This window comes from Pseudomonas sp. 9_2_1 (assembly GCF_059295275.1).
This window is the reverse complement of the sequence record NZ_CM181239.1, coordinates 2956829-2979234: the sequence shown is the minus strand read 5'-3', so window position 1 is coordinate 2979234 and position 22406 is coordinate 2956829. Positions and strand designations below refer to the sequence as shown.

19 protein-coding genes are annotated in these 22406 nt (G+C 60.1%); 8 read left to right on the top strand and 11 right to left on the bottom strand.

The features are described from left to right. The first annotated feature begins 146 nt into the window (after nucleotides 1-146). Nucleotides 147-1811 carry an electron transfer flavoprotein-ubiquinone oxidoreductase gene (locus AC5O5I_RS13375; RefSeq protein WP_209965948.1) on the top strand — a complete coding sequence of 555 codons (1665 nt, stop codon included), beginning with the start codon at nucleotides 147-149 and terminating at the stop codon, nucleotides 1809-1811. 28 nt (nucleotides 1812-1839) lie between these two features. Here the strand turns inward: AC5O5I_RS13375 and AC5O5I_RS13370 are convergent, their stop codons facing one another. The 3 genes from AC5O5I_RS13370 to AC5O5I_RS13360 all read right to left on the bottom strand — a co-directional run bounded on the left by AC5O5I_RS13370 (nucleotide 1840) and on the right by AC5O5I_RS13360 (nucleotide 4670). Further along, nucleotides 1840-2160 carry a hypothetical protein gene (locus AC5O5I_RS13370; RefSeq protein ID WP_209965946.1) on the bottom strand — a complete coding sequence of 107 codons (321 nt, stop codon included), beginning with the start codon at nucleotides 2158-2160 and terminating at the stop codon, nucleotides 1840-1842. A 156-nt stretch (nucleotides 2161-2316) separates the two neighbouring features. Further along, on the bottom strand, nucleotides 2317-3639 hold the full coding sequence (locus AC5O5I_RS13365; protein WP_209969821.1) for an APC family permease: 1323 nt from the start codon (nucleotides 3637-3639) through the stop codon (nucleotides 2317-2319). 218 nt (nucleotides 3640-3857) lie between these two features. Further along, nucleotides 3858-4670 carry a LuxR C-terminal-related transcriptional regulator gene (locus tag AC5O5I_RS13360; protein WP_209965944.1) on the bottom strand — a complete coding sequence of 271 codons (813 nt, stop codon included), beginning with the start codon at nucleotides 4668-4670 and terminating at the stop codon, nucleotides 3858-3860. Nucleotides 4671-4792: 122 nt separating this feature from the next. Here AC5O5I_RS13360 and AC5O5I_RS13355 point away from each other — a divergent pair, with 122 nt between their 5' ends. Next, on the top strand, nucleotides 4793-5608 hold the full coding sequence (locus tag AC5O5I_RS13355) for a carbon-nitrogen hydrolase family protein (RefSeq protein ID WP_209965942.1): 816 nt from the start codon (nucleotides 4793-4795) through the stop codon (nucleotides 5606-5608). 143 nt (nucleotides 5609-5751) lie between these two features. On the opposite strand, the gene AC5O5I_RS13350 is transcribed toward AC5O5I_RS13355, so the two are convergent. The 4 genes from AC5O5I_RS13350 to AC5O5I_RS13335 all read right to left on the bottom strand — a co-directional run bounded on the left by AC5O5I_RS13350 (nucleotide 5752) and on the right by AC5O5I_RS13335 (nucleotide 10784). Continuing rightward, nucleotides 5752-6939 (bottom strand): MFS transporter, encoded by a 1188-nt coding sequence (locus AC5O5I_RS13350; RefSeq protein WP_209965940.1) that lies wholly within the window; start codon nucleotides 6937-6939, stop codon nucleotides 5752-5754. Between the two features lie 270 nt (nucleotides 6940-7209). Then, on the bottom strand, nucleotides 7210-8100 hold the full coding sequence (locus AC5O5I_RS13345) for an MBL fold metallo-hydrolase (protein ID WP_209965938.1): 891 nt from the start codon (nucleotides 8098-8100) through the stop codon (nucleotides 7210-7212). 109 nt (nucleotides 8101-8209) lie between these two features. After that, the gene (locus AC5O5I_RS13340; protein ID WP_245355146.1) at nucleotides 8210-9670 is read right to left on the bottom strand and encodes an aldehyde dehydrogenase; all 1461 of its coding nucleotides are present in this window, start codon (nucleotides 9668-9670) and stop codon (nucleotides 8210-8212) included. A 58-nt stretch (nucleotides 9671-9728) separates the two neighbouring features. Next, nucleotides 9729-10784: a zinc-dependent alcohol dehydrogenase family protein gene (locus AC5O5I_RS13335; protein WP_209965934.1), complete on the bottom strand. Its 1056-nt coding sequence runs from the start codon at nucleotides 10782-10784 to the stop codon at nucleotides 9729-9731. A 457-nt stretch (nucleotides 10785-11241) separates the two neighbouring features. Here AC5O5I_RS13335 and AC5O5I_RS13330 point away from each other — a divergent pair, with 457 nt between their 5' ends. The 6 genes from AC5O5I_RS13330 (at nucleotide 11242) to AC5O5I_RS13305 (ending at nucleotide 17450) form a co-directional block, all read left to right on the top strand. Then, nucleotides 11242-12354: a TRAP transporter substrate-binding protein gene (locus AC5O5I_RS13330; RefSeq protein WP_209965932.1), complete on the top strand. Its 1113-nt coding sequence runs from the start codon at nucleotides 11242-11244 to the stop codon at nucleotides 12352-12354. A gap of 26 nt (nucleotides 12355-12380) precedes the next feature. Continuing rightward, nucleotides 12381-12890, top strand: a complete 510-nt coding sequence (locus tag AC5O5I_RS13325; protein WP_209965930.1) for a TRAP transporter small permease — start codon at nucleotides 12381-12383, stop codon at nucleotides 12888-12890. Between the two features lies 1 nt (nucleotide 12891). Then, nucleotides 12892-14175 (top strand): TRAP transporter large permease, encoded by a 1284-nt coding sequence (locus AC5O5I_RS13320; protein ID WP_209965928.1) that lies wholly within the window; start codon nucleotides 12892-12894, stop codon nucleotides 14173-14175. Between the two features lie 195 nt (nucleotides 14176-14370). Next, nucleotides 14371-15171, top strand: coding sequence for an SDR family NAD(P)-dependent oxidoreductase (locus tag AC5O5I_RS13315; protein ID WP_209965925.1), 801 nt, complete (start codon nucleotides 14371-14373; stop codon nucleotides 15169-15171). A 58-nt stretch (nucleotides 15172-15229) separates the two neighbouring features. After that, nucleotides 15230-16480, top strand: coding sequence for a CaiB/BaiF CoA transferase family protein (locus tag AC5O5I_RS13310; RefSeq protein WP_209965923.1), 1251 nt, complete (start codon nucleotides 15230-15232; stop codon nucleotides 16478-16480). 46 nt (nucleotides 16481-16526) lie between these two features. After that, nucleotides 16527-17450, top strand: a complete 924-nt coding sequence (locus AC5O5I_RS13305; protein WP_209965921.1) for an alpha/beta hydrolase — start codon at nucleotides 16527-16529, stop codon at nucleotides 17448-17450. A 116-nt stretch (nucleotides 17451-17566) separates the two neighbouring features. Here the strand turns inward: AC5O5I_RS13305 and AC5O5I_RS13300 are convergent, their stop codons facing one another. From AC5O5I_RS13300 to AC5O5I_RS13285, 4 genes are read right to left on the bottom strand one after another with little or no spacing between them, the layout of a single operon-like run. Then, nucleotides 17567-19051: an efflux transporter outer membrane subunit gene (locus AC5O5I_RS13300; protein WP_209965919.1), complete on the bottom strand. Its 1485-nt coding sequence runs from the start codon at nucleotides 19049-19051 to the stop codon at nucleotides 17567-17569. Continuing rightward, nucleotides 19048-19923 carry an efflux RND transporter periplasmic adaptor subunit gene (locus tag AC5O5I_RS13295; protein WP_209965917.1) on the bottom strand — a complete coding sequence of 292 codons (876 nt, stop codon included), beginning with the start codon at nucleotides 19921-19923 and terminating at the stop codon, nucleotides 19048-19050. The genes AC5O5I_RS13300 and AC5O5I_RS13295 overlap by 4 nt, the downstream gene beginning before the upstream one ends. Beyond that, on the bottom strand, nucleotides 19920-20129 hold the full coding sequence (locus AC5O5I_RS13290) for a DUF1656 domain-containing protein (protein WP_209965915.1): 210 nt from the start codon (nucleotides 20127-20129) through the stop codon (nucleotides 19920-19922). Before AC5O5I_RS13290 ends, AC5O5I_RS13295 begins: the two co-directional genes overlap by 4 nt. Further along, nucleotides 20119-22098 carry an FUSC family protein gene (locus tag AC5O5I_RS13285; protein WP_209965913.1) on the bottom strand — a complete coding sequence of 660 codons (1980 nt, stop codon included), beginning with the start codon at nucleotides 22096-22098 and terminating at the stop codon, nucleotides 20119-20121. The genes AC5O5I_RS13290 and AC5O5I_RS13285 overlap by 11 nt, the downstream gene beginning before the upstream one ends. Between the last annotated feature and the right edge of the window lie 308 nt (nucleotides 22099-22406).

Genomic DNA, 22406 nt, shown 5'->3' with positions numbered 1-22406 from the left:
CCACTTGTTGCGCCAGGCGGAACAATGACGTTTCGCACATTGAAATATCGTTTCGCATTTTCAATGATCCCGACACAGGCGGCGGCGCTGCGGCAACGCCCCGCTTCCCAACATTCGCCGCTCAGCCCTGTCAGGAGAAATCGAAAGTGGAACGCGAATATATGGAATTCGACGTGGTCATCGTCGGTGCCGGCCCGGGAGGCCTGTCCGCCGCCTGCCGCCTGAAGAAGAAGGCCGCCGAAGCCGGTAGCGAGATCAGCGTCTGCGTGGTGGAAAAAGGCTCCGAAGTAGGCGCTCATATTCTCTCCGGCGCGGTGTTCGAACCCCGCGCCCTGAACGAGCTGTTCCCCGACTGGAAGGAACTCGGCGCGCCGCTCAACACCGAAGTGAAGCGCGACGATATCTATGTGCTCAAGGACGCCGGCAGCTCGACCAAGGTCCCGGACCTGTTCGTGCCCAAGACCATGCACAACCACGGTAACTACATCATTTCCCTGGGCAACCTGTGCCGCTGGCTGGCCCAGCAGGCCGAGAACCTGGGTGTGGAAATCTACCCGGGCTTCGCCGCCCAGGAAGCGCTGTTCGACGAAAACGGCGTGGTCCGCGGCATTGTCACCGGCGACCTGGGTGTCGACCGTGAAGGCAACCCGAAGGACGGCCTGTATACCCCAGGCATGGAACTGCGTGCCAAGTACACCCTGTTCGCCGAAGGCTGCCGCGGCCATATCGGCAAGCAGCTGATCAAGCGCTTCAACCTCGACAGCGAATCCGACGTCCAGCACTACGGCATCGGCCTGAAGGAAATCTGGGAAATCGACCCGGCCAAGCATGAGCAGGGCCTGGTGGTGCACACCGCCGGCTGGCCGCTGGACGTGGTGGCCAAGGACAACACCGGTGGCTCGTTCCTTTACCACCTGGAAAACAACCAGGTGGTGGTCGGCCTGATCGTCGACCTGTCCTACGCCAACCCGTACCTGTCGCCATTCGACGAATTCCAGCGCCTCAAGCACCACCCGGTGATGAGCCAGTACCTCGAAGGCGGCAAGCGCATCAGCTACGGTGCCCGGGCCATCTGCAAAGGCGGCCTGAACTCGCTGCCGAAAATGGTCTTCAACGGCGGCGCGCTGATCGGTTGCGATCTCGGCACCCTGAACTTCTCCAAGATCAAGGGCAGCCACACCGCCATGAAGTCCGGCATGCTCGCCGCTGAAGCGGTGGCCGAGGCCCTGGCGGCCGGCCGCGAGGGTGGTGACCAGCTCGACGGTTATGTCAGCGCGTTCAAGGCCAGCTGGCTGTACGAGGAACTGTTCGCCAGCCGCAACTTCGGCCCGGCCATGCACAAGTTCGGCCCCCTGCTGGGCGCAGCCTTCAACTATGTCGACCAGAACTGGTTCGGCGGCAAGCTGCCATTCACCCTGCACGACACCAAGCCGGACTATGCCTGCCTCAAGCTTGCGTCAGAGTCGAAAAAAATCGACTACCCGAAACCGGACGGCAAGCTCAGCTTCGACAAGCTCAGCTCGGTATTCCTCTCCAGCACCAACCACGAAGAGGAACAACCTTGCCACCTGAAGCTGGCCGACCCGAACGTGCCAACCGCCAGCAACCTGCCGCTGTACGACGAACCGGCCCAGCGTTACTGCCCGGCCGGCGTATACGAGGTGGTCACCCAGGAAGACGGCGCCAAACGCTTCCAGATCAACGCGCAGAACTGCGTGCACTGCAAGACCTGCGACATCAAGGACCCGGCCCAGAACATCACCTGGGTTACCCCTGAAGGCGCAGGCGGGCCCACCTATCCAAACATGTGAGAAAACGGCCGTTTCACCTGCGTGCCAATCATCGATGAGCACGCTGGCGGGCAACCTGCTCTGCGGTCACCACGCCAGCCTTGATCAGATTGGGCAGAGCATCGCCACTGACCACCACCACGTCATAACCGGTACGGCCGGCCATGAGCTTGCTTTGCATTACATCGACGCTGTCGAAGGTATCCAGCACCAAGGAATTACCAGAGTCTCGCCCAAATGCTTTGGGTGTTTCCGGCTCGATGAAGTCGTACCAATTGTAGAGGTGCACACTAGAAGTCGCCGCTGTGGCGACGCTACCCATTATTCCCAGCAGCAGGGCCAGGCCAAGTTTCACTGACTTCGATTGCATGAATACGCTCCTGGCGGGTCGTCAGCATCGGGACGACGACCGGCACGTGCAGGGTTCTTGTTGTTGGATGATTGATCGGTGCTGCCTAGGGAGTCAGCAACGAGCGGCGACCATCGGGATGGTCTGTTCGGCGTGGTGGATATGAAGGGCTAGCGCTCAAGACTCCAATTCGATCAATCCAGGCACAGGCTTGCGAAATCCCATCGTGATCCACATCAGGTACAACCCACCAAATACCAGCCAGCCTGCACCCACCACGATCACCGCGGTACTCAAAAGCGAAAGCAGATAGAGGTTCACACCAATGGCCAACATCGGAAACACTACGAAACTGCTTACACTCAACCGCTGCATATGCCGCTCGCGCATGTAGTAGCCAATCACGCAGGAGTTGACTGCAGCAAAGGCTAGGAAGGCACCGAAATTGATGAGCGAAGTGGCCGAACCGACATCCGCGAAAATGCCGACCAAACCCACGCCTGCGATCAGCAGGAGGTTGACCTTCGGTGTCTGGCTCGGGCCCTGTAAACGCGCGAAGTAACGTCGAGGCAGCACGTCCTCACGCCCCATGAAATACAGCAAGCGGCTGGCACTGACCTGCACAGCCAGGCATGAAGCAAAGCCACCAATGATCCCGCCCAGGTTGATGAAGTCAGCAAAGAACTGCCCGCCTACGGCAATCGACATCGAATAGGTGGCAGTTTCCGGATCATCGAATAGGCCGCCGGGATGGCTCAGTTGTAGAATGTAGGCCACCGCTGTGAACAACAGTCCTCCCAGACAAACCACCAGGATCACCGCACGTGGGATATCGCGCTGCGGTTGCTCGGCTTCTTCGGCGAGGGTGGTCACCGCGTCGAACCCCAGGAAGGAGTAGGCCGCGATCGCGGCCGCAGCGGTCAACCCGGCAAGGCTGCTGTCAGTATTCCACACCGCCTGGGTGAAGCCCACCTGCGGCTGGCCCGCCAAGTATTTCAGGCAGTAGCCCACGAACAACAGCACCAGCATCACACTCAGCGCGGTGAGCAGCTTGTTCAACCTGTCGGTCAGCGCCATGCCACTGACATTCACCGCCGTGGTCAGGCCGATGTTGATCAGTAGCCAGCCCCAGGTTGGCACCATCGGGAACTGCGCGTTGAGGAACACCGATTGCAGCAGCCAAGCCACCATAGGCATGAACAGGTACGCCAGCAGCACTGTCCAGCCGACTAAGAACCCACAGCTGGGGCCTAGCAGGCGCTTGGCGTAGTAGTAGGCCGAACCTGACACCGGGAACAGCCGCGAGAGTTTGGCGTAGCTTAGCGCCGACAGCAGCATCGCCCCTGTGGCCAGCAGGAAGGCCGTGGGCGCGATGCCTTGACTGCTTTCGGCAATCACGCCGAAGATCACCATCACCAGACTTGGGCACATATACGCGAGGCCAAAAACCACCAGCGAGGTGAGCGACAATTTGAAGGGTATGGAAATCGGCTCAGGCATCGGCGGCCTCCCCGCTTGCAGTAATGCGGCCAGGGGCCTGGTCAGAAATGGAATGGGCCATCGGTCATCCTCTCTTGTGTTCTTGTCGGAGGCTGAGAACGGGCTCCCGGAGCGTGAGCAACGGAAGGCATGGGCTGCGCGCGCAAGGGCGTCAGCCACTCAAGTATGCGGATCCGTGCGCCAATTCCTATAACGCCGAATGATTAACCCTAGGGTTATCAAGGGGTGAGACGCAGGCTCCTGAGGTCCCCGCCAGCCAGGAACAACAACGAGAAAAGTTCGCTCTGGGAGTTCACGTCCAGCTTGCGATAGACATTGCGTCTATGAACCTTCACCGTCTCCACAGAGAGCTTGAGCTTAGCCGCCGCCTCTTTGTTGGAGTGCCCGGAAAGAATCAGCCGTACCACGTCCAACTCTCGTGCGGTGAGCACCGACTCCAACTGCTGGCGCGCCTCGTCGCGACCATGAGTGCAATCCAGCGCCGATTTCGCAGGCGCCCGCTCCGGCAGGCCCTCGAAGTGCAGGCGTTGACGCATCAGGCCGATCAGCCAGGGCCGCACCAGCTCCAGCACGGCAAGCTGTTCGGCGTTGAAACGCCGACAAGCGCCCAGCGACAGGCACAGCGTTCGCCCCTCTCCCACCGTAGCGTTGAACTGCACCTCGTCGGCGACTACGTTGTGGGTGAAATACAGGCGGTAGTAGTCGGTCTGGTGGAAGTGCTCCGGGGCGATGTCGGCCAGCCGCACCAGAGCGGTCACGGGATGCTCACGACTGTTGAGGTAGAACGGGTCCAGCAGGTACAGGCCATTGGCATACTCGCTTACCAGTGGATCGACGCCCTCCCGGCCGTAGGGGCTCTGATCGAAGATCAGCGGTTTGTCGTGGCTGAACAGCAAGGCGACCCAGGAGTCCACCTCGACGAAGTCGCCCACTAGCGTTGCCAGCGTGCGCCAGAAACTGGGCCGATCGAGGTGCTCAATGCATTGGCCGATGCCCTGATGCCATGAAAGATCCTGCAAACTCAGGCCCATGCCTACCCCCTGGGTTAACCACTCAGCGTGATTGTTTTAATAGTCGTTGTTTTCATACTTGCATCACCTTTTACAAAAGTCACCCGACCACAATCGGTCGGACACTATAAGATGGATGGCCCATGAAGATCGAAGTGGTACAAACAACGACACGCGATGGCGACACGCCCTACAACCTCAAGTGCATCCTGGAGGCGATTGGCCAGTGTGCACCGGACACCGACATCGTGCTGTTCCCCGAGTCGCACCTGACCGGCTTCCTCAGCCAGGAGGACGTGGGCATGCTATCCGAGGCCATTGAGGGCGAGGCCGTGCAGACGGTGGTCGAAGCGGCACGCCGGAACAATGTGGCGGTGGTGCTGGGTCTTTATGAAAATGCCAACGGCACTTTCTACAACACCACGCTGCTTATCGCGCCGGAGGGCATCTTGCTCACCTATCGCAAGACCCACCTGTGGGTGCCGGAGCATGGCATCGTGGTACCGGGGGATCGCTTCGCGACCGTGCAATGGCGAGGCGTGCGCATCGGCCTGCTGATCTGCTATGACAGTGAATTCCCAGAGACCGCGCGGGCGCTGACGGCTCTCGATGCGCAGGTGGTGCTGATCACCGACGGCCTGTCCGAACCGGAGGACAACGTACACCGCGTGTCAGTGATGGCGCGGGCGATGGAGAACCAGATCTTCGCGGTGGTATCCAACCGCGTGGGCAAGGGGCCTGACGGTTGCGTATTTGTCGGCCACAGCCTGGGTGTGGACCCCTTTGGCAAGACCCTGTTCGAGGCAGGCAGGGGTGAGTCACGTCACACCGTGACCCTGGACCTGTCGCAGATCGATAGGGCCCGAGCCTTCCACGACTACAGAGCGAACCAGCGCGTTGCGTTGCCTGGGGAGCGGGTCGAGCATGCCAATGGCCTACGGGAATTGATCATCAGCTGAGGCCGTCTTAGACACCGTGCTTGTTATCACGCATTGGACGCGACAATCTGTGTACTTTCATGTCTAGGCCCTTGGCCAGGCTTCGGACGTCGCGTCCATCCCTTGGGCAACCGAGCTGAAGTGGGGCGCCAAAGCGCGGAAAATCACGCCGAACTTCTGGAACTGATCGCGGCACACCCAAGCATGATCAGCGAGAATGCGAGAACCATCGGCGCAACTCCGAATGTGTGAACCAGTGCGCCCAAGGCCAAGGGAAAAATTGTCTGTAGGCAGTTATTAACGGTCATGGACAACCCCACCGACTCATTGACCCGCTCTGCCGGTGCAGTGTCGTAAATCATTGCCAAGGAGACAGGCACACCAACGCCCAATGGCATTCCGAGGAGTAGGCTCAGAGCGCTCAGGGTGACGACCTGATGGGCGAACGGTATCACCGCGTAAATGGCAGCGCCGAGAATCATTGCCACCACCAACGTCGGGCGTGGTCTGGCATACCGGGTCAGAACGGGTGTGAAGAACCTGGAGATGAATGCGCCACCGGCAAACGCGCCGAGCAACCAACCGGCTTCAATGGGCGAGATGCCATTGGCAACCGCGTGCAGTGATATCACAAATGGGAAAATGGTCTGTGCGGCGAAGAAGAGGCTGCTCACCAGTATCCAAACCATCAGGCCAGGCACACGCAACAACGGATAGATGCCCTGACGGGCCACTCTCTCCACGGGCCCACGACGCTCGTGCCTGAAATGATGCTGACGAAGACTGATCGCGAGAATCGACAGTACGGAAAATCCTCCAAGCAAAGTGATTGCAGCGACCGAACCATGATGCTGGTACATCGCCCCTGCCGACACTGGAGCCACCAGCTGGAATAGCGAATAACTGAGGATCAAGTACCCCAGATATCGAGGGCGTTGCGCTTCTGTCGCAATCGAGCCGACAGCACGGGTGGCAGCCATGTGGGTCAACACCGCGCCTGCCCCTACGAGACCTGCAACGACCACAAGCGCGTAGTAACTCGGGAATACCCAGAACGTCAACGTTGCACCAACGATGAGCAGTGCGGCGCTCATGATCGGCATCAAGGTTCCCGCACGGTCCAGCCAGCGCCCGAATGACACGCTAAAGACCATGGGGACAGCGGTGAACGCCGCAGCAATGACGCCCACAAGCGTAGCGCTTGCGCCCAGCGAGAGTGCGATCAAAGGTACTATCAGTCGCGCCGAGCCCAGCGCAGAAATATTCAGCCCTGCAATCGCCAAGGTACCCATGAAACTCAACCTGTCACGGATGCTCATCCGGTCTGGTCGATACTGCTGGATCTGCCCCATAATACTTCGCTCCACTCCAATCCCGTCGAACCAGACAGCAGCACTGCATTGCGGGGACGGGGGCGGCATCTCGCCTCAAATCCCAGCCCCGTCGATATGGCACTGGGGCACGTGATGCCTGGTTATTATTGTTGGATGGTTAGCGATCGCAGCGATCGATCCAACTGGCAATGCATGAAGTGCCGCTTCCCAAGCGATGAATTGCCCTTAAGTCCTCGTAAGAGCGCGCCCTTCACCGAGGAGCGTGCAGCGCAGGAAGTAACGATCCATTCATTTCGAAACGAAAGGTTTGAAGAGGTACCCGCCTTCTTCAGTTGAGCAAATTTGACCGAACGAAGGTGTGCTGAAGTGAATCCCCGCAAGCAATGTCGGCGTGTCAGCGCATGTCGAGAGCAGCGTCTCCCTTGTCATAGTGGACTGACGCTGGTCATGATCACTCACGGTAGCCCAATGCGGCCTTGCGACTTGGCACGGGTGGTGAAACGCATCACCTGCAATGATGATATCGCCACAGCCGCTATCGATCATGACGGCGATATGCGAGTGAGTATGCCCGGGGGTCGCCAGGATGGAGATGCCGTCACCCAGCTCACACGGTGCATCGACGAGGTTCACCAGCCCAGCCTCGACCACCGGGTGGATGGACTCGCCAAACGAGACAGAATGCATGTCTTGCGGGCTCTGCTGAGCAGCCTCTAGCCAATATTCATACTCACCCCGGGCAAAATGGTACTTGGCATTAGGGAAAGTAGGCAGCCACCGGCCCTCGTGTAGATAGGTGTTCCAACCCACATGGTCGATATGCAGGTGGGTACACAAGACATCGGTCACTTCGCCACGATCGATATCGGCGCGATCCAGCGCTTCGAGAAAACCGGTATCCATATGCTCCCACTCAGCGACCTCCGTGACGGTCTTGTCATTGCCGATGCAGGTATCCACGACCAGCGTGCGCCCATTCAACCTGACGATGAAACATTGAGAGAGCGCATTCAATGAAAAGTCGGCATTACGATAGGGAGGCTTCAACCATTCGATTGCCCGAATATTGTCAGGCGTCGTATCAGGTAGGAGCCAAGCCAGTTGCGGGCCTATTTCCAACTCGATGACCTGGAGGATTTCAGCAGCACCTATCTGCGTACGCACTACCTCTAATTTCATGACACATCCCCTTCAATGGGCCATTTCCGATGTTCAATGTTAGTGCTTTTGCAGTGGCGAAAGACGACACGCCTGACGATCCAGCGCCAGGCGTGCGACGATGAAGAGCTCAGGCCAGGACGATGGTTTTGGACTCCATGAAGGCCAACAAGCCCTCTACCCCGCCCTCACGACCAATTCCAGACTGCTTGAACCCGCCGAAGCCGATCGAAAAATCAGTGCGGGGCCCATTGTGCCCCACAGTACCGGAGCGAAGCTGGCGTGCCACCTGCAACGCCTTTTCACGATCGTTGGTAAAGACCGCAGCATTAAGTCCGAACGGTGTGTCGTTCGCCATGCGAATGGCATCCGCCTCGCTGTCGGCGGGAATGACACACAGCACCGGCCCGAAAATCTCTTCCTGGGCAATGGCGGAGCGATTGTCGACGTTGGCAAAGACCGTAGGCTCGTAGAAGAACCCTTTTTTCGGGTTTTCAGGGCGCTTTCCTCCCGTCACCAGCGTAGCCCCCTCGGCAATACCTTTTGCCACATAACGTTCCACGGTTTCCCGCTGACGCCCGCTGGCGAGCGGGCCGGAGGTCGTATCGTCGGCAAACGGGTCGCCGACGACAATCTTGCGCGCGATGTTCGCCAGCGCCTCGACCATCTGGTCGTGCTTGGCCCGTGGAACGATGACCCTGGTCAGGCTATGGCAGATCTGGCCGGTGTTATAGCCAAAGTAGGAGTTACCCAAAGTGGCGGCGGCCGTTTCGATGTCATAGTCGTCAAGCACCACGGCCGGCGACTTGCCGCCCAGCTCCAGCGTTACGCGGGCGACGCGATCCCCGGCGATGGAGGCGATCCTGCGGCCTGCCCCGGTCGACCCGGTGAAAGTGATCTTGTCCACGCCCGGATGGCGAACCAACTCCTCGGACACATCCCGGTCCGCCGTCACGACGTTGATGACGCCAGAAGGCAACCCGATTTCCTCGCAGATCTGCGCCAGCAGGTACGCCGAACATGGCGCTTCGGGCGGTGATTTGATGACCATCGTGCACCCGGCCAGCAGCGCCGGCGCGGTCTTGTAGGCCATCAACCCCGCAGGACCATTCCAAGGAATGATCTGCCCCACTACACCGACCGGTTCATAAACGCGATAAGCCGGGTTTCCGGTCACCGACTGATGCGCCTCACTGAAGGGAAAGCTCGAGGCCATCGCCGCGTATTGCCGAAACGCGCCACTGATGAACAGGCCGATACGCGGTTGGGCGACCTTGTAGACAATGCCTGTTTCGATAGACCAGATGCGCGCGAACTCGTCATTCAACGCCTCGAGGCGCTCGGCAATTTTCTCTAAATAGACAGCACGCTCCTGTGGGCTCAGGCGCGGCCAGGGCCCGTCGTCGAATGCCTCCCGCGCCGCGTTGATCGCCCGCTGCATATCCTCGGAAGAGGCTTTGGCCACAGTGGCGACGACCTCCTCGGTCGAGCAGTCAAGCACATCGAAGGTTTCAGAGGTGGCGGGCACTACCCACTGCCCACCGATAAATAGCCGATCGGGGTGTTTCAGGGAAATGGTTCTTTTGGTCATGATGATCTCCATTGGGCACCAATGCGCCACTGAACGGTTTGGCCAGAACACAGGGCGGTCAGAAGACGATCACGCCCTTGCCGCCTGTCTGTTGGTTGAAATCGGCATAGGCCTCGCCGGCCTGCTCAAGGGACCACTCGCTGGAAAACAGCTTGTCCACCTCGACACCGTGGGCCGCGATGAAGCGCGCACAGTCACTCATGCCGACCTCCGAAACCGTGAATGTGCCCACCAGGGTTCGCTGCTTGCCGATCAGGTCCTTCATGACATCGAGGCTCAGGTTGCCGCCCACCGACACCAGGGCAATCCGCCCCCAGATGCTGGTGCTGCGCACAGCCTGGTTACGGGGTATCTCACCACCGGCACACTCCATGGCGCAGGAGGCGCCTTTGCCAGCCGTGAGCCTGTGGATCTGCTCGACCGGGTCAGCTCGGCTGGCATCGATGGCATGCGCCACACCAAACGCCTTCGCGTTCTGCACGCGTTCGGCGTTGATATCGACGCCGATCACCTCTACGCCCATGGCGGCAGCCAACTGCGCGGCGGAAAGACCGACGGGCCCCAGACCATAGATCGCCAGCGTGTCGCGAGCGGTGACGCCAAGGCGCAGCAGAGCGCCATAGGCCGTACCCGTGCCACAAGCGATGGCGGCACCGCCCTTGAACGAAATGTCTTGGGGCAGATGGATCAGCGAGGACACCGGCACCTTCATGTAGGTGGCATGCCCGCCGTGGTTGAGTACGCCATAGATGTCGGCGCCGTGATCGCACAACTGGGTCCAGCCGCTACGGCAATGCTCGCAGTGACTGCACCCTTTGTAATGAAAGACAATGACCCGATCGCCCGGCTTGAATGCCCGCGCGTCCACATCAGCCCCCACTGCGGCGATTACCCCACAGGGCTCATGCCCGCCGATGATGTCGTCGCCGCGCATGCGCTCCTTCAGGCCGAGCATACCGAGGGCCTCGTGCATGCCGTGCCGGTAGTAATGCAGATCGGTACCGCACATGCCGGAGGCTTTCATCTCGATGATGGCCTCGCCCGGTCCTGGGGTGGGGTCCGGGAAGTCCTTGACTTGGACTTCGCACTGCCCCTTGAAAATCATGCCTCGCATTCAGCGCCCTCAGCATTAGCTTGATTGTTGTTGGTAGTCGGGTGCTGCCGTTGCGTTTGAATGCCCCTGGACGCTTGCCAGAAGTGAAACAGGCCACGCATCTGGCCAGCACCGGGACAGGCAATATCCCTCTTGCATGAGGCTAAGAGCTTACCGGGCATGGGGCAAACGCGATAAATCGAAGCGTCGATTCGACTAGGGCGAAGCAGTCTCAGGGTTCGCCGAGAGCGAATCGGGGCTTGCGAATTCTTCAGCCGAAACAGCAGGCGCAATCGGCTGCTCTGCTTCATCGTTATCCCAACATCGCACCCGCGCACAACCACGCTCCGGTTAGGTTGCGAACCCGGTGATACATCGCAGAGGAGTGACTCCGTGACCTAACAGACCTGATCAACTCGACGAACCCAAACAGGAATAGAAACAACAACAAGATCATTCCAGTTTCAGAGGTACAGCCATGTTGTTCCGTTCGAAGACACCGTTAAAAAACCGTGCGCCCGCACAACCATCTGCCACTCAGACGCGCCCCGTGCACCAGCGTCCTTCTGTACTTCAATGCGCGACGGTACTGACCCTTGCCAGCTTGTGCAGTGCGTTTCCCGCGGTGGCACAGGATCAAATCAACCTGAAGTTCACTCACCGTTTCTCAGCGAAGCACTATGCCTGGACTCACGGCGGTGGCGTATTCACCCAGGCGGTGGAGAAGGCCTCAAGCGGCAGGGTAACGTTCGAAGTCTACCCCGCCGCACAATTGGGAAAAGACTACTTCAGCCTGCTCCGCTCAGGGCTTGCCGATATAGCTGTTTTCATTCCCGCGTATGAATCGGACAAACTTCCAATGTCCACGGTAGCTGAACTGCCGAACATGTACAGCAACATATGCCAGGGTACTCGCACGCTGGCGACCATGATCAGTGACACCGGCACCATCGGTAAATCCGAGTACAACCGCCACGGGCTTCACGTGCTGTTCGTGACCCTGATGCCACCCTATACCTTCATGACCTCGAAGCAACCGACCGCCAGCCTGGAGGCAATGGAGGGGTTGAAGATCCGCGGCGCCGGGGCGGCCATGACAAAGACGGTACAGGCTCTGGGCGCGGTGCCCGTGCAGATCTCCGCTTCGGAGGTCTACGAAGCATTGTCGCGTGGCACCATCGACGGCGCCGTCTACCCCTATAACGCGCTGACGCCTTACGCCCTCGAAAACCAGCTCAAGTACTCCGTAGACGGTGTAAGCCTGGGTGGAACGGCCGTGGTGTATGCAATGAACAGCAAAAAGTGGAATGCGCTGCCCGCGGATGTGAAAACCATCATGAATCAAGCAGCGCAGTCCACCCAGGCCTCACTGTGCCAATGGCTGGATGAGGAAAACGTCAGGATCAAAAACCAGATCGTCAAGGACAATGGCCACATCGTGACACAGTTGCCAGCCGACGATCTGGCCAAGCTGACGCTCGCCATGCAACAGGTCAAGGAAAGCTGGGCGCAGGTCATGGATGCAGCCCATCACGACGGCAGTGCACTGCTTGAGGAATACCACCAGCTGTTCGTGGCTTCAGAACAATAACCCGCCGCTTACCTGAGAGCCTTTCCATGAAATCGACAATTCAAGCCCTCGAAAAGTCCAGCACACTGCTTGCGGGTACCTGCTTGCTGATCACCATGTTGCTAATCAGCGCCGACGCGGTTGCCCGCTACATGTTCCACTCACCCATTCCCTGGACAATGGACGTCATCAGCTACTACCTCATGGTAGTTATTTCCTACCTGGCGATCTCCGATACCTTCCGGCATGGCGACCATATCCAACTGGACCTGTTCCTCACTCGCATGGGGCCGCGCACCAAGCTGATTTCAGATACCGCTTGCTCGCTCCTGGCCGCCTGCGTGTTTGTGGTTATCGCCATTGGCAGCACCTTCAACATGATCGAGTCGTTCAAGGCAGCCGAGTTTCTCACGGGTTACGTCAACTGGCCGGTCTGGTTGAGCTACTTGCCCATCAGTATCGGCAGTGGGCTGCTGTCCTTGCGACTGATTCATCACTGCTCGCTGCTATTGAGCAGTGGCCAGGATGCGTCTCTCGAACAACCCGAGGAAGCCTGAGATGATTGCCGTTGCTTTTTTCATTGCCCTGTTGCTGCTGATCTCCCTGGGTTCCCCCATCGGCTTTGCCATGGCGATCGTGGGTGGTCTTGGGCTTCTGTGGGCCGGTGGTACCGATGCGTTGGTCATCATGCTCGGGTCGATGCCACGCGAATCGGCGGTGGTCTACGAGTTCGTGACCATACCCATGTTCCTGCTGATGGCTGAGTTCGTGCTTCGCTCGGGCGTAACCGATGACCTATTCAAGGCCGGCGCGGCCTGGTTCGGCCGTATTCCCGGCGGGCTCGGTATTGCAACGGCCTTTTCCGGGGCTGGTTTCGGGGCGATCTGCGGTTCCTCCTCCGCAGCTGCGGCGACCCTGTCGGCCACGTCCCTGCCGGCGATGCTCAAGCACGGCTATGAGCCGCGCCTGGCAGGTGGCTGCGTGGCGATTTCCGGGACCCTGGCGATGCTGATTCCCCCCAGCATCGCGATGGTGGTCTATGGACTGATTGCCGAGGTGAACATCGGCAGGCTGCTGATGGCAGGGGTAGTACCCGGCATTCTGGTAACCCTGACGATCGTCATCACGGTCTATACCCTGGTCAAGCTCGACCCTTCGCGCGCACCTTTGTCGGAGCCGGTCGCCCTGACAGAGAAACTGCGCCTGCTCAAGAGCGTCCTGCCGGTGCTGCTTCTGTTTGCCGCGATCACAGGGGTCATCTACACCGGTATCGCAACCCCCACCGAAGCCTCCGCGCTGGGTGCATTGCTCGCTGGTGTCCTGTATGTCGTCCGCGGTCGCGCTTCACTGCCCGATCTGCAAGTGCTGGTCGCACGGGCGGCGCGCACCTCTTGCATGTTCGCCATCATCATCCTGGGCGCGAAACTATTCGCCATGGTGTTCGCGCTGACCCATGTCACGCAGGACCTGATCGCCTGGGTGGGAGCACTGGACGTGTCGCCCTGGACCATCATGCTTGGGCTGGTGCTCCTGTACCTGGTGCTGGGTTTCTTCATGGACCAGATGGCCATCCTGGTGCTCACCGTGCCCATCGTCGCGCCGTTGGTATCCTCGCTGGGCTTCGACTTGGTCTGGTTCGGCATCATCATGATCGTTGTCGCTGAAATCGGCATGGTCACCCCGCCGGTGGGTCTGAACTGTTTCATCGTGTCCAAGTACTCGAAGACGCCGGTCTCGCAGATCTTCAGGGGGTCGTTCCCCTATGTGGTCACCCAATTGATCGCGATCGCGATTCTCTTGGTATTCCCTCAGTTGACGCTCTGGCTGCCGCAGAACATGTAAATGCTCCGGTGCGACGAGGCCTTTCGCCGCACCGGTTTCACCCAAGGCGCAACTTCAATACGACCGAATCAGGGCTTCGTAAAGCACAAGTTGGATCGGGCCGTGTCGGCGCCTACCCTTGGGTTTGATATTCATCAAACCTGCGCGGTGCGTGGCACCGCCAGTTTCGACCATGCAGTCAGGGGCTTTGTAGCAATGAACAATCTTGAAGGTAAAGTCGCCATCGTCACCGGTGGCACGGGTGGTATTGGCAAGGGTGTGGCGTTGCAACTCGCCGCCCGTGGTGCCCGTGTGGTCATCAATGGCCGGGACGAAAAGAAGGCCCAGGCGGTACTCGAGCAAATACGCACCCTGGGTGGCGAAGGCTGCTTCGTTGCAGGCGACGTGCGCTCGAAAAGCGACATGCAGGCCGTAGCTGCTGAGGCGGCACGCCGCTTCGGCGGAATAGACATCGTGGTACCCAACGCCGGGGGCAACGACGATGAGGCCCGGCAACCACAGGTACGCGGCCCCTTTGCCGAGATCGACCTGGAGCGGGTGACTCAGTTCGTGGCGCAAGCCGTGGCGGCGAAACTGCTGGTAGTGCAGGCAGCGGTACCCTACATGCGCCAGCGCGGCGGCGGCAGTGTGGTATTCGTCACCTCCGAAGGCGGCAGGTCGCCCACCCCTGGGCAGACCGCCATCTCCACGTTCTCCGGCGGCCTGATCATGGCCAGCAAGGTGCTGTCCAAAGAGCTCGCCAAGGATAAGATCCGGGTCAATTGCGTGTGCGTCACCGTGGTGCGTGACACCCCGTCGTGGGACGCCGCCTGGGGCCAGGAAGGCGGTGTTTCCGAGCACCACCGCAAGCAGTACGAAAAGATCGTGGCCAGCAGCCCATTCGGTGTCGCGGCGCCCGGTGACATCGGGGGCGTCGTGGCCTTCCTGGCTTCCGACGATGCTGCGTACCTCACGGGTGCCACGGTCAGCCCCACCGGTGGCCTGACCATTCATTGAGCCCTCTGGCTCACCCGGTAGCGGACTGACGCAATAACAAAAACAGGAGTAATGCGGTATGTCGAATCAATGTGCCACTAACCCCCCACTGACCAATCACTCCACGCTGGTCGGGCCTTTGACCGGTGTGCGGGTGCTGGACCTCACCTCGAATTTCATGGGGCCGTATGCATCCCTGCTACTGGGGGACATGGGCGCGGACATCTGCAAGATCGAAGCGCCTGAAGGCGATACCACCCGCAACGTCGGCCCCAGCCGCAACAAGGGCATGGCGGCAATCTTCCTACACCTGAACCGCAACAAGCGCAGCCTGGTGCTGAACCTCAAAACGCCCAGCGGCCTCGCAGCGCTCAAACGCATGATCGCCACGGCGGACGTCCTGCTATTCAGCCTGCGCCCCAATGCGATGACACGGCTCGGGCTTTCCTACGAGCAGGTGCAGGCCATCAACCCGCGGATCATCTACTGCGGTGCCTTCGGTTTTGGACAGCGCGGCCCCTACGCCGAGCGTCCGGCCTATGACAACCTGATCCAGGCTGCCGTTGGCGTGCCGATGGTACAAAGCCGCAAGACCGATGGCCCACCCAGCTATGTGGGCACGGCAATCGCGGATCGCATCGTTGGGATGGCCACCAGCAATGCAATCCTGGCGGCCCTTCACTACCGAGGACAAACGGGCCAAGGCCAGTCGGTGTCGGTGCCCATGTTCGAAACCTTCGCCCACTTCGTGATGGGCGACCACATGTATGGCCATACATTCGTGCCTGCGCTCGGCGACTGGGGCTATGCACGCATGACCAGTTCTGAACGGCGTCCCTTCCCCACATTGGATGGTTACCTGAGCGTGGAGATCTATACTGATCGCCACTGGCAACGACTGTTCGAAGCCGTGGGGCGCCCGGAAATGGCCGAGGATCCACGGTATCGTGATGTCCACAGCCGGGCGCTGCATATGAGTGAGCTGTACGAATTCCTTTCGCACACCTTCGAGACCCGAACCAGTGCCGAGTGGGTAAAGCTGCTCATCGAAGCGGATATCTGCGTGATGCAGATGAACACCCCTGAGTCACTGCTCGACGATGAGCACATGAAGGCCGTGAACTTCTTCGAAGAGCAGGATCACCCAAGCGAAGGACGCATCCGCACCATTGGCCTGGCTCACGAATGGAGTGCCACCCCCGGCGCGTTGCGATTTCCCGCACCGCGCCTGGGCCAACACACCACCGAGCTGCTGCACGAATATGGCTTCGCCCAGGACGAAGTGGCAGCCGTATTGGAATCAGGCGGGGCACTGGCAGCTGCCGACTGAAGGCTTATGCCGTAATCACTGATCACATGCTACGAGGTGCACGTTCATGGAAACTGTCCAAATCCCCAACCTGTACTGGAACATTGCCGCCGACCTGCACTTCCCGCCGGACTTCGATGCCCAGAAGAAGTACCCCGCCATCATCAGTGCCCACCCCATCGGCAGTTGCAAGGAGCAGACGTCCGGCAACGTCTATGGCACAGCGCTCGCCAAGGAAGGGTTCGTGGTCATCGCCTTCGACGCCAGCTTTCAGGGCGCCAGCGGCGGTGAGCCGCGCTTCATCGAAGACCCAAGCCACCGGGTCGAGGATTTCCGGGTGGTAGCCGACTACCTGACAACCCTGCCCTATGTGGACGAGCAACACATTGGCGTACTCGGCCTCTGTGGCGGTGGCGGTTATTCGATCAATGCGGCGATGACCGAGCGGCGCATCAAGGCCGTGGCCACCGTCACAGGTGTGAACTATGGCCGCCTGATGCGCGAAGGGTTCAGTGGCTTCAACCCTGTCGCCCTGCTCGAATCCATCGCCCAGCAGCGTACAGCAGAAGCCCGTGGTGGCGAACGCCGGGTGGATGACCTGCTGCCGCCTTCTCCAGAAGACGCCAAACGCGTGGGCGCGACTGAAATCGACGTATTCGAAGCCACCGAGTACTACCGCACCCCGCGCGGGCAGAAACCCAATGGATTGAACCGCTCACTGCTCTCGCATCAGGGCAACGCCGTGGGTTGGGATGCTTTCCACCTTGCCGAAGTGTTGCTGACCCAGCCGTTGATGGTGGTGGTGGGTGACAAGGTCGGTGCATTCGGTGCCTACCGCGACGGCTGCGAGATCATCGGTCGTGCAGCGTCGAAGCCCAAGGAGCTGGTGGTGGTGCCGGGCTGGTCGCACTACGACCTCTATGACAAGCCCGAGCCTGTGCGCCAAGCCTTGGCCAAGCTGGTGCCTTTCTTTAAAGAGAACCTGTCCTAAGGCTATCGGGAAAGCACGTACCGGACTGAGCAGGGCTGCCGGAGCCAGACCAGCGCAACGAGAGACGGCACCATAGTGTGCCTGTCTCTCGTTGCGCTCACAAATGCCCGCCAAAATCAGGGCATTGTTGGACTTTCTCGTAGAGAAACGTGAGCGGCTGGTAGCGAAGATGCTGTAACGGGCGAGCGATTCGCGGACACTGCAGCGCGCCATCCCCCACCCAGGGCTCGGAACAAATCCACTTGATCAAGCGCCACCTGTGCATCGGATGCCGCCAGCTCTGCCTCGGCTGTCGCCAGCGTGCGATTGGCATCGAGACTGGACAGGTACGGCGATTGCCCCGCCCGGTACAGACGGTCTTCGTCCACAGCCGCGCCTTTGGCATGGTCGCGCGCATCCCGCAAGTCAGCATTGCGTACAAGCGCCCTTGAGTAATTGGTCAATGCAGTTTCGGTTTCACGCAATGCACCAAGCACCACACCATCAAAATTCGCCAGCGCCGCGTCGCTGTCAGCTTCAGCGGCCTTGACGCGGGCACGAGCGCCACTGTCGGGTATCGTCCAGCTCAACAGTGGGCCGAAAGCGAAATGCGATGCCGACTGTTCGGCAAGGTCGCCGAATCGCCCGGCCAGCCCCGCCGATGCTCCCAGTCGGATGTCCGGGTACAAGTCTGCCATGGCTACGCCGATACGTGCGGTAGCGGCAGCCAGCTGGCGCTCGGCCTGGCGAACGTCCGGGCGCCGGCGAAGCAGCGCCCCACCATCCCCTGCGGGAATAGGCTGGGCCAGACGTGGCTCTCGCGAGCAGGCTGGCCGTTCATTGGAAAATTGCGCAGAAGTTTTGCCCAGCAACGCAGCGAGGCGGTACGCAGCCCCATCCCGAGCCGCCTCGAACGGTGGCAGGTTGGCCCGCAGGCTGGCCAGTTGGGTGCGCGCCCGGTCGACATCGCTCTTGCTACCACTGCCCACCGCTGCCAAGCGTTCAACCACCTCCACGCTACGCGCCTGCAGCGCCAACTGTTGCCGTGCGACGGCCAGCTGATGCGTCGCCGAGCAGCCCTGAACATAGGCCCTCAGGGTCTGCGCCACAACCGCAGTGCGAGCAAGCTCCAGCGCCGCCAAGGCACTATCGCTGTCGGCGCGGGCCGCCTGCTCGGCACGCGCCAGCTTACCAAACAGGTCTAGATCGTAACTGATCGTCAATCCCACACCCGCGTCGTTCACCACGCCTGGGCGCACGCCAAGCGGCGACGATTCGAGGGCCTCCTGGTGACGACGTGCATCGACTTCGACGCTGGCGTGTGGATGGCTATCAGCAGTCACCGAGGCCTCCACTGCCAAGGCTTTGCGCAAATGGGCAGTGGCCACCCGAAGGTCGGTATTGGCTGCCAATGCCTCGCGCACCAGCTGCTCGACTTCGGGATCATCGTAAAGCCGCCAGTGCTCCGGCACCGCTTGATCCCGCGCCCCTGGCGCCTGGAACGGCCCATTGGCTGCTTCTGTGCGTACCAAAGCAGTATCGGCCACCCTGTAATCTGGCCCTACAAGACTACAACCGCCCAGAACTACCCCGACGATAATGGCAAGAATCTCAGCCTTCATCGTGACAGCTCCTGGAGCACAGACACGGTCGCGGTGCGCCCGGCCACCATGCGCAGATCGCCAGGTACGTCATCCAGCGCTACCCGCACCGGCACACGCTGGGCCAAACGCACCCAGTTGAAAGCCGGGTTCACATTAGGCAAAAGCGCCTCGCCCGAACTACGGTCACGGTCATCGATACCTGCAGCCACGCTCTGTACGTGGCCGTGCAGCAAACCATTGCTGCCCATAAGGCGTATTTCCACTGGCTGGCCGATATGCAAACGCTCCAGCTTGGTTTCTTCGAAGTAGCCAACCACATGCAGCGAGTGTTCATCGACAATCGAAAGCACTGGGCGCCCGGTGGTGATGTAGTCACCGCTACGCGGTACTTGATCATTGACATAACCATCCACCGGACTACGCACTTCGGTTCGGACCAGGTCCACCTGTGCCAGGGTCAATGCCGCTTCGGCTGCGGCCAGCGTGGCCTGGGCCCGCTCGACCCGGGTATCGCCCTCTTCCAGTTGCTGACGCGCCACTAGGTCGGATACCACATGGTTGCGTCGCGCCTGCCGTTGCGCCTGGCCCAGATTCGCTCGTGCCTGCATCAGGTTTGCCTGCGCCTGTCTCACCAGGGCCTCGTAACGGCTGCGATCGATCTTAAACAGCAACTGCCCGCGCTTGACCAATTGGTTGTCTTCGACCGCCACCTGGATGATCAGACCGGAAACGTCCGGCGCCACCTGCACCACCTCGGCTCGCACGCGACCGTCTCGTGTCCAGGGTGAGTTGCTGTAGTAGTCCCATAAATGGACCGCCACCGGGATTGCGATGGCCGCCAGCAGCAACGACGGGATGAAGGGAAGCAGGTTATTCAGCTTGCGGGTCATACGGGCCAATCCGATACCAGGAAAGTGGCAAGGCCAAGAACGAGCACGTACAAGGCCAGGTTGAAGAGAAAGGGATGCCATAGTCGTCGATACAGCCCTGATCGGGCCAAAGCCACTCGCAACAATGTACTCACGACATAGGCAATTGCCAGCATGGGCAACAGGCTGGGCAAATAGACACCGTACAGGTCGACTTCACCCAGCATGGACGAGCACTCCAGACAAATCCGGTGCAGGTGCATCGGGGTAACAAATGAGGCGCAGCTCCACCAGGGTGCTGCTGGCGTCCTGTTCAGCAAATGCGGTGCCCGCCAGCAGCTGGCCCAAGGCCCGGTCGATGAGCGGCAGCAGGCGACTATCGGGCAGGCTCAGCCCTCCATTCTCGGCACAGATCAGGAAGAACCGCCCAAGGCCGTCGAGCAGTTCCTCGACGGCACTGCGAGCGGTGCCATCGATCGAGGGCAGTTGCCTGCGCAGATGCAGTAAGGCCAACCCCAAACGCACTTCGGCCATGCCATCGATGCCCGGTTGACGGGGCCAGGTCAGTTCCTGGCGATCATGCAGGCGCGCGGTGAGGCGTGGGTAGTCGTCGCCACCACACAATGCTAGTTGGGCCAGCGCCCTGAAGGTGGACTGGCGCAACCGTGCCAAGGTTACATCACGGCCGAAGGGCCGAATCAGCATCGTCCACAATAATGCGACCAAGGCACCACCGATACTGGCCAGACACCCCTCCAGGAACCCAGCGAAATCGGCCTGATATGCGCCGTGTAGCCCGAGCGTGCTGCCGGTAAAGACAATCATCAGCATCGCTTCGGTGCTGAACTGTGGGCGTAGGATCAGTACCCCGAATGCCAGGCACGGCAGCATGAGACATGCCACCAGTGCCTCAAACGTCTCCACCTGAGGCAACACCACGAACAACAGCAGACCACCCAGCACACTGCTGGCCAGGTTCACGCCGAGAAAACGCAACATTTTCGGTGCAGGTTCGTCTAGCGCGCAGAACAGCGCACAAGCGACGATGCCCAGCACCATGGCATTGGCCCCCGCCGTCCAACCAGAGATCAGCCAGAGCAGGCCACAAAGGACTATGCCCAGGGCTACCGAACTCGCATAGAACAGCACTAGGCCATGGTCCAGGTGATGGGCGTTACCAGCCAAACGGTCATGGGGATACAGCAAGGGGCTACGATCTAGACTCATATCGATCAGGCGCTTGCGCAACTGCTGGCAATCACCATTGAGTGCACGGAAATGGGCCAAGCGTCGGCGTATGACCCACGCCAGGATCCCAGGCCAGTTCTGCCGTGGAGGGGCATCGGAAAACTCACCGGCAGCGTCTGCCGTTGCCGCGCCGCTCAGTTGATCAACCACCTGACTGAGCTGCAACTGCAATAGCGGATCGAGGTTGCCCTCTCGCTGCAGCGCCTGGCGCATCGCCGCCAGCGATGATAGCAGCGGCAGCAGGCGGCGCATTCGCGCGCGCAACTGCAGCATCAGCGATACAGCGTGCCGGTGAGGGGTATCGAAACCCAGGTGGGTGGTCAACTGCTCCAGCGTCGAAAGCTCCACGACCAACTGGTGTCGGCTGCCCGAACCGGCCTGCCCTGTCATCAGCTCTTGTGCCCACATGGCCACATGTTCGAACCATTGTGTAAGCCGCTTGCGTATCACCGGACTAGCCCGCTGCACCAGGGCGAGGCCAGCAACCAGGTTGGCGCAGAAGATACCGACCAGGATTTCCTCTGTTCTGGCCAGCGCGATGTCGAACACCAACTGAGGCGCCTGCACCGAGGGAAACACGATCAACGGCAAGGTATAGGCCGGCAAGCGAAACAGGTACGTCCGAGGGCTGCGATCGAGCATCGACAGGAATAGGAACATCCCCGACCATAGCGCTACAGCAAGGATCAACAACACCGGCTGGGAGCTCAGAGGCGGGACCAGTAGTAGGGCTCCGGCCGCACCGGTCAAGGTCCCGCCGATACGATAGAGGGTCTTTGAGCGCATCGCCCCGAGCAGCGGTTGCGAGACGATGTAGACGGTACCCATGGCCCAGATTGGATTGGCCAATGACAGATCAAGCGCAATGTACAACGCCAGCATCGAGGCAATGAACGTACGCAGGGAAAACCACAGGTCCTCTCGGCTCGGCAAGCGACGCATCAGCATTCACTGCTACCCGTGAATCCGGCCAGGACGATCAACTTGGCCCGTTCAAAACGAGAGGACTGCTCATTGCCTATCGTGCGCATCAGCGCTCCCCTCCCGCATCACCATGCAAACACTTGCGCACTGCTGCTTTGATGGAGGGTTTTGGGAGCTGCATCTGTCTACCGTTGACCATCGATGTGAAGTCCACCTTGGCCTGGAGAACCCAGTACGCAAGGGACCTTATGAAGAGGGAGGCCAGCACAATGCTGGAGGCAGGCATCACCTTGTTCAATACGTGAATTTCAAAGCGCCGATTCGATGAGGTC

Coding starts and splice junctions, on each gene's coding strand:
- AC5O5I_RS13370 (WP_209965946.1), bottom strand. CDS start 2,160: ATGCAATCGAAGTCAGTGAAACTTGGCCTGGCCCTGCTGCTGGGAATA.
- AC5O5I_RS13365 (WP_209969821.1), bottom strand. CDS start 3,639: ATGCCTGAGCCGATTTCCATACCCTTCAAATTGTCGCTCACCTCGCTG.
- AC5O5I_RS13360 (WP_209965944.1), bottom strand. CDS start 4,670: ATGGGCCTGAGTTTGCAGGATCTTTCATGGCATCAGGGCATCGGCCAA.
- AC5O5I_RS13355 (WP_209965942.1), top strand. CDS start 4,793: ATGAAGATCGAAGTGGTACAAACAACGACACGCGATGGCGACACGCCC.
- AC5O5I_RS13350 (WP_209965940.1), bottom strand. CDS start 6,939: ATGGGGCAGATCCAGCAGTATCGACCAGACCGGATGAGCATCCGTGAC.
- AC5O5I_RS13345 (WP_209965938.1), bottom strand. CDS start 8,100: ATGAAATTAGAGGTAGTGCGTACGCAGATAGGTGCTGCTGAAATCCTC.
- AC5O5I_RS13340 (WP_245355146.1), bottom strand. CDS start 9,670: ATGACCAAAAGAACCATTTCCCTGAAACACCCCGATCGGCTATTTATC.
- AC5O5I_RS13335 (WP_209965934.1), bottom strand. CDS start 10,784: ATGCGAGGCATGATTTTCAAGGGGCAGTGCGAAGTCCAAGTCAAGGAC.
- AC5O5I_RS13330 (WP_209965932.1), top strand. CDS start 11,242: ATGTTGTTCCGTTCGAAGACACCGTTAAAAAACCGTGCGCCCGCACAA.
- AC5O5I_RS13325 (WP_209965930.1), top strand. CDS start 12,381: ATGAAATCGACAATTCAAGCCCTCGAAAAGTCCAGCACACTGCTTGCG.
- AC5O5I_RS13320 (WP_209965928.1), top strand. CDS start 12,892: ATGATTGCCGTTGCTTTTTTCATTGCCCTGTTGCTGCTGATCTCCCTG.
- AC5O5I_RS13315 (WP_209965925.1), top strand. CDS start 14,371: ATGAACAATCTTGAAGGTAAAGTCGCCATCGTCACCGGTGGCACGGGT.
- AC5O5I_RS13310 (WP_209965923.1), top strand. CDS start 15,230: ATGTCGAATCAATGTGCCACTAACCCCCCACTGACCAATCACTCCACG.
- AC5O5I_RS13305 (WP_209965921.1), top strand. CDS start 16,527: ATGGAAACTGTCCAAATCCCCAACCTGTACTGGAACATTGCCGCCGAC.
- AC5O5I_RS13300 (WP_209965919.1), bottom strand. CDS start 19,051: ATGAAGGCTGAGATTCTTGCCATTATCGTCGGGGTAGTTCTGGGCGGT.
- AC5O5I_RS13295 (WP_209965917.1), bottom strand. CDS start 19,923: ATGACCCGCAAGCTGAATAACCTGCTTCCCTTCATCCCGTCGTTGCTG.
- AC5O5I_RS13290 (WP_209965915.1), bottom strand. CDS start 20,129: ATGCTGGGTGAAGTCGACCTGTACGGTGTCTATTTGCCCAGCCTGTTG.
- AC5O5I_RS13285 (WP_209965913.1), bottom strand. CDS start 22,098: ATGCTGATGCGTCGCTTGCCGAGCCGAGAGGACCTGTGGTTTTCCCTG.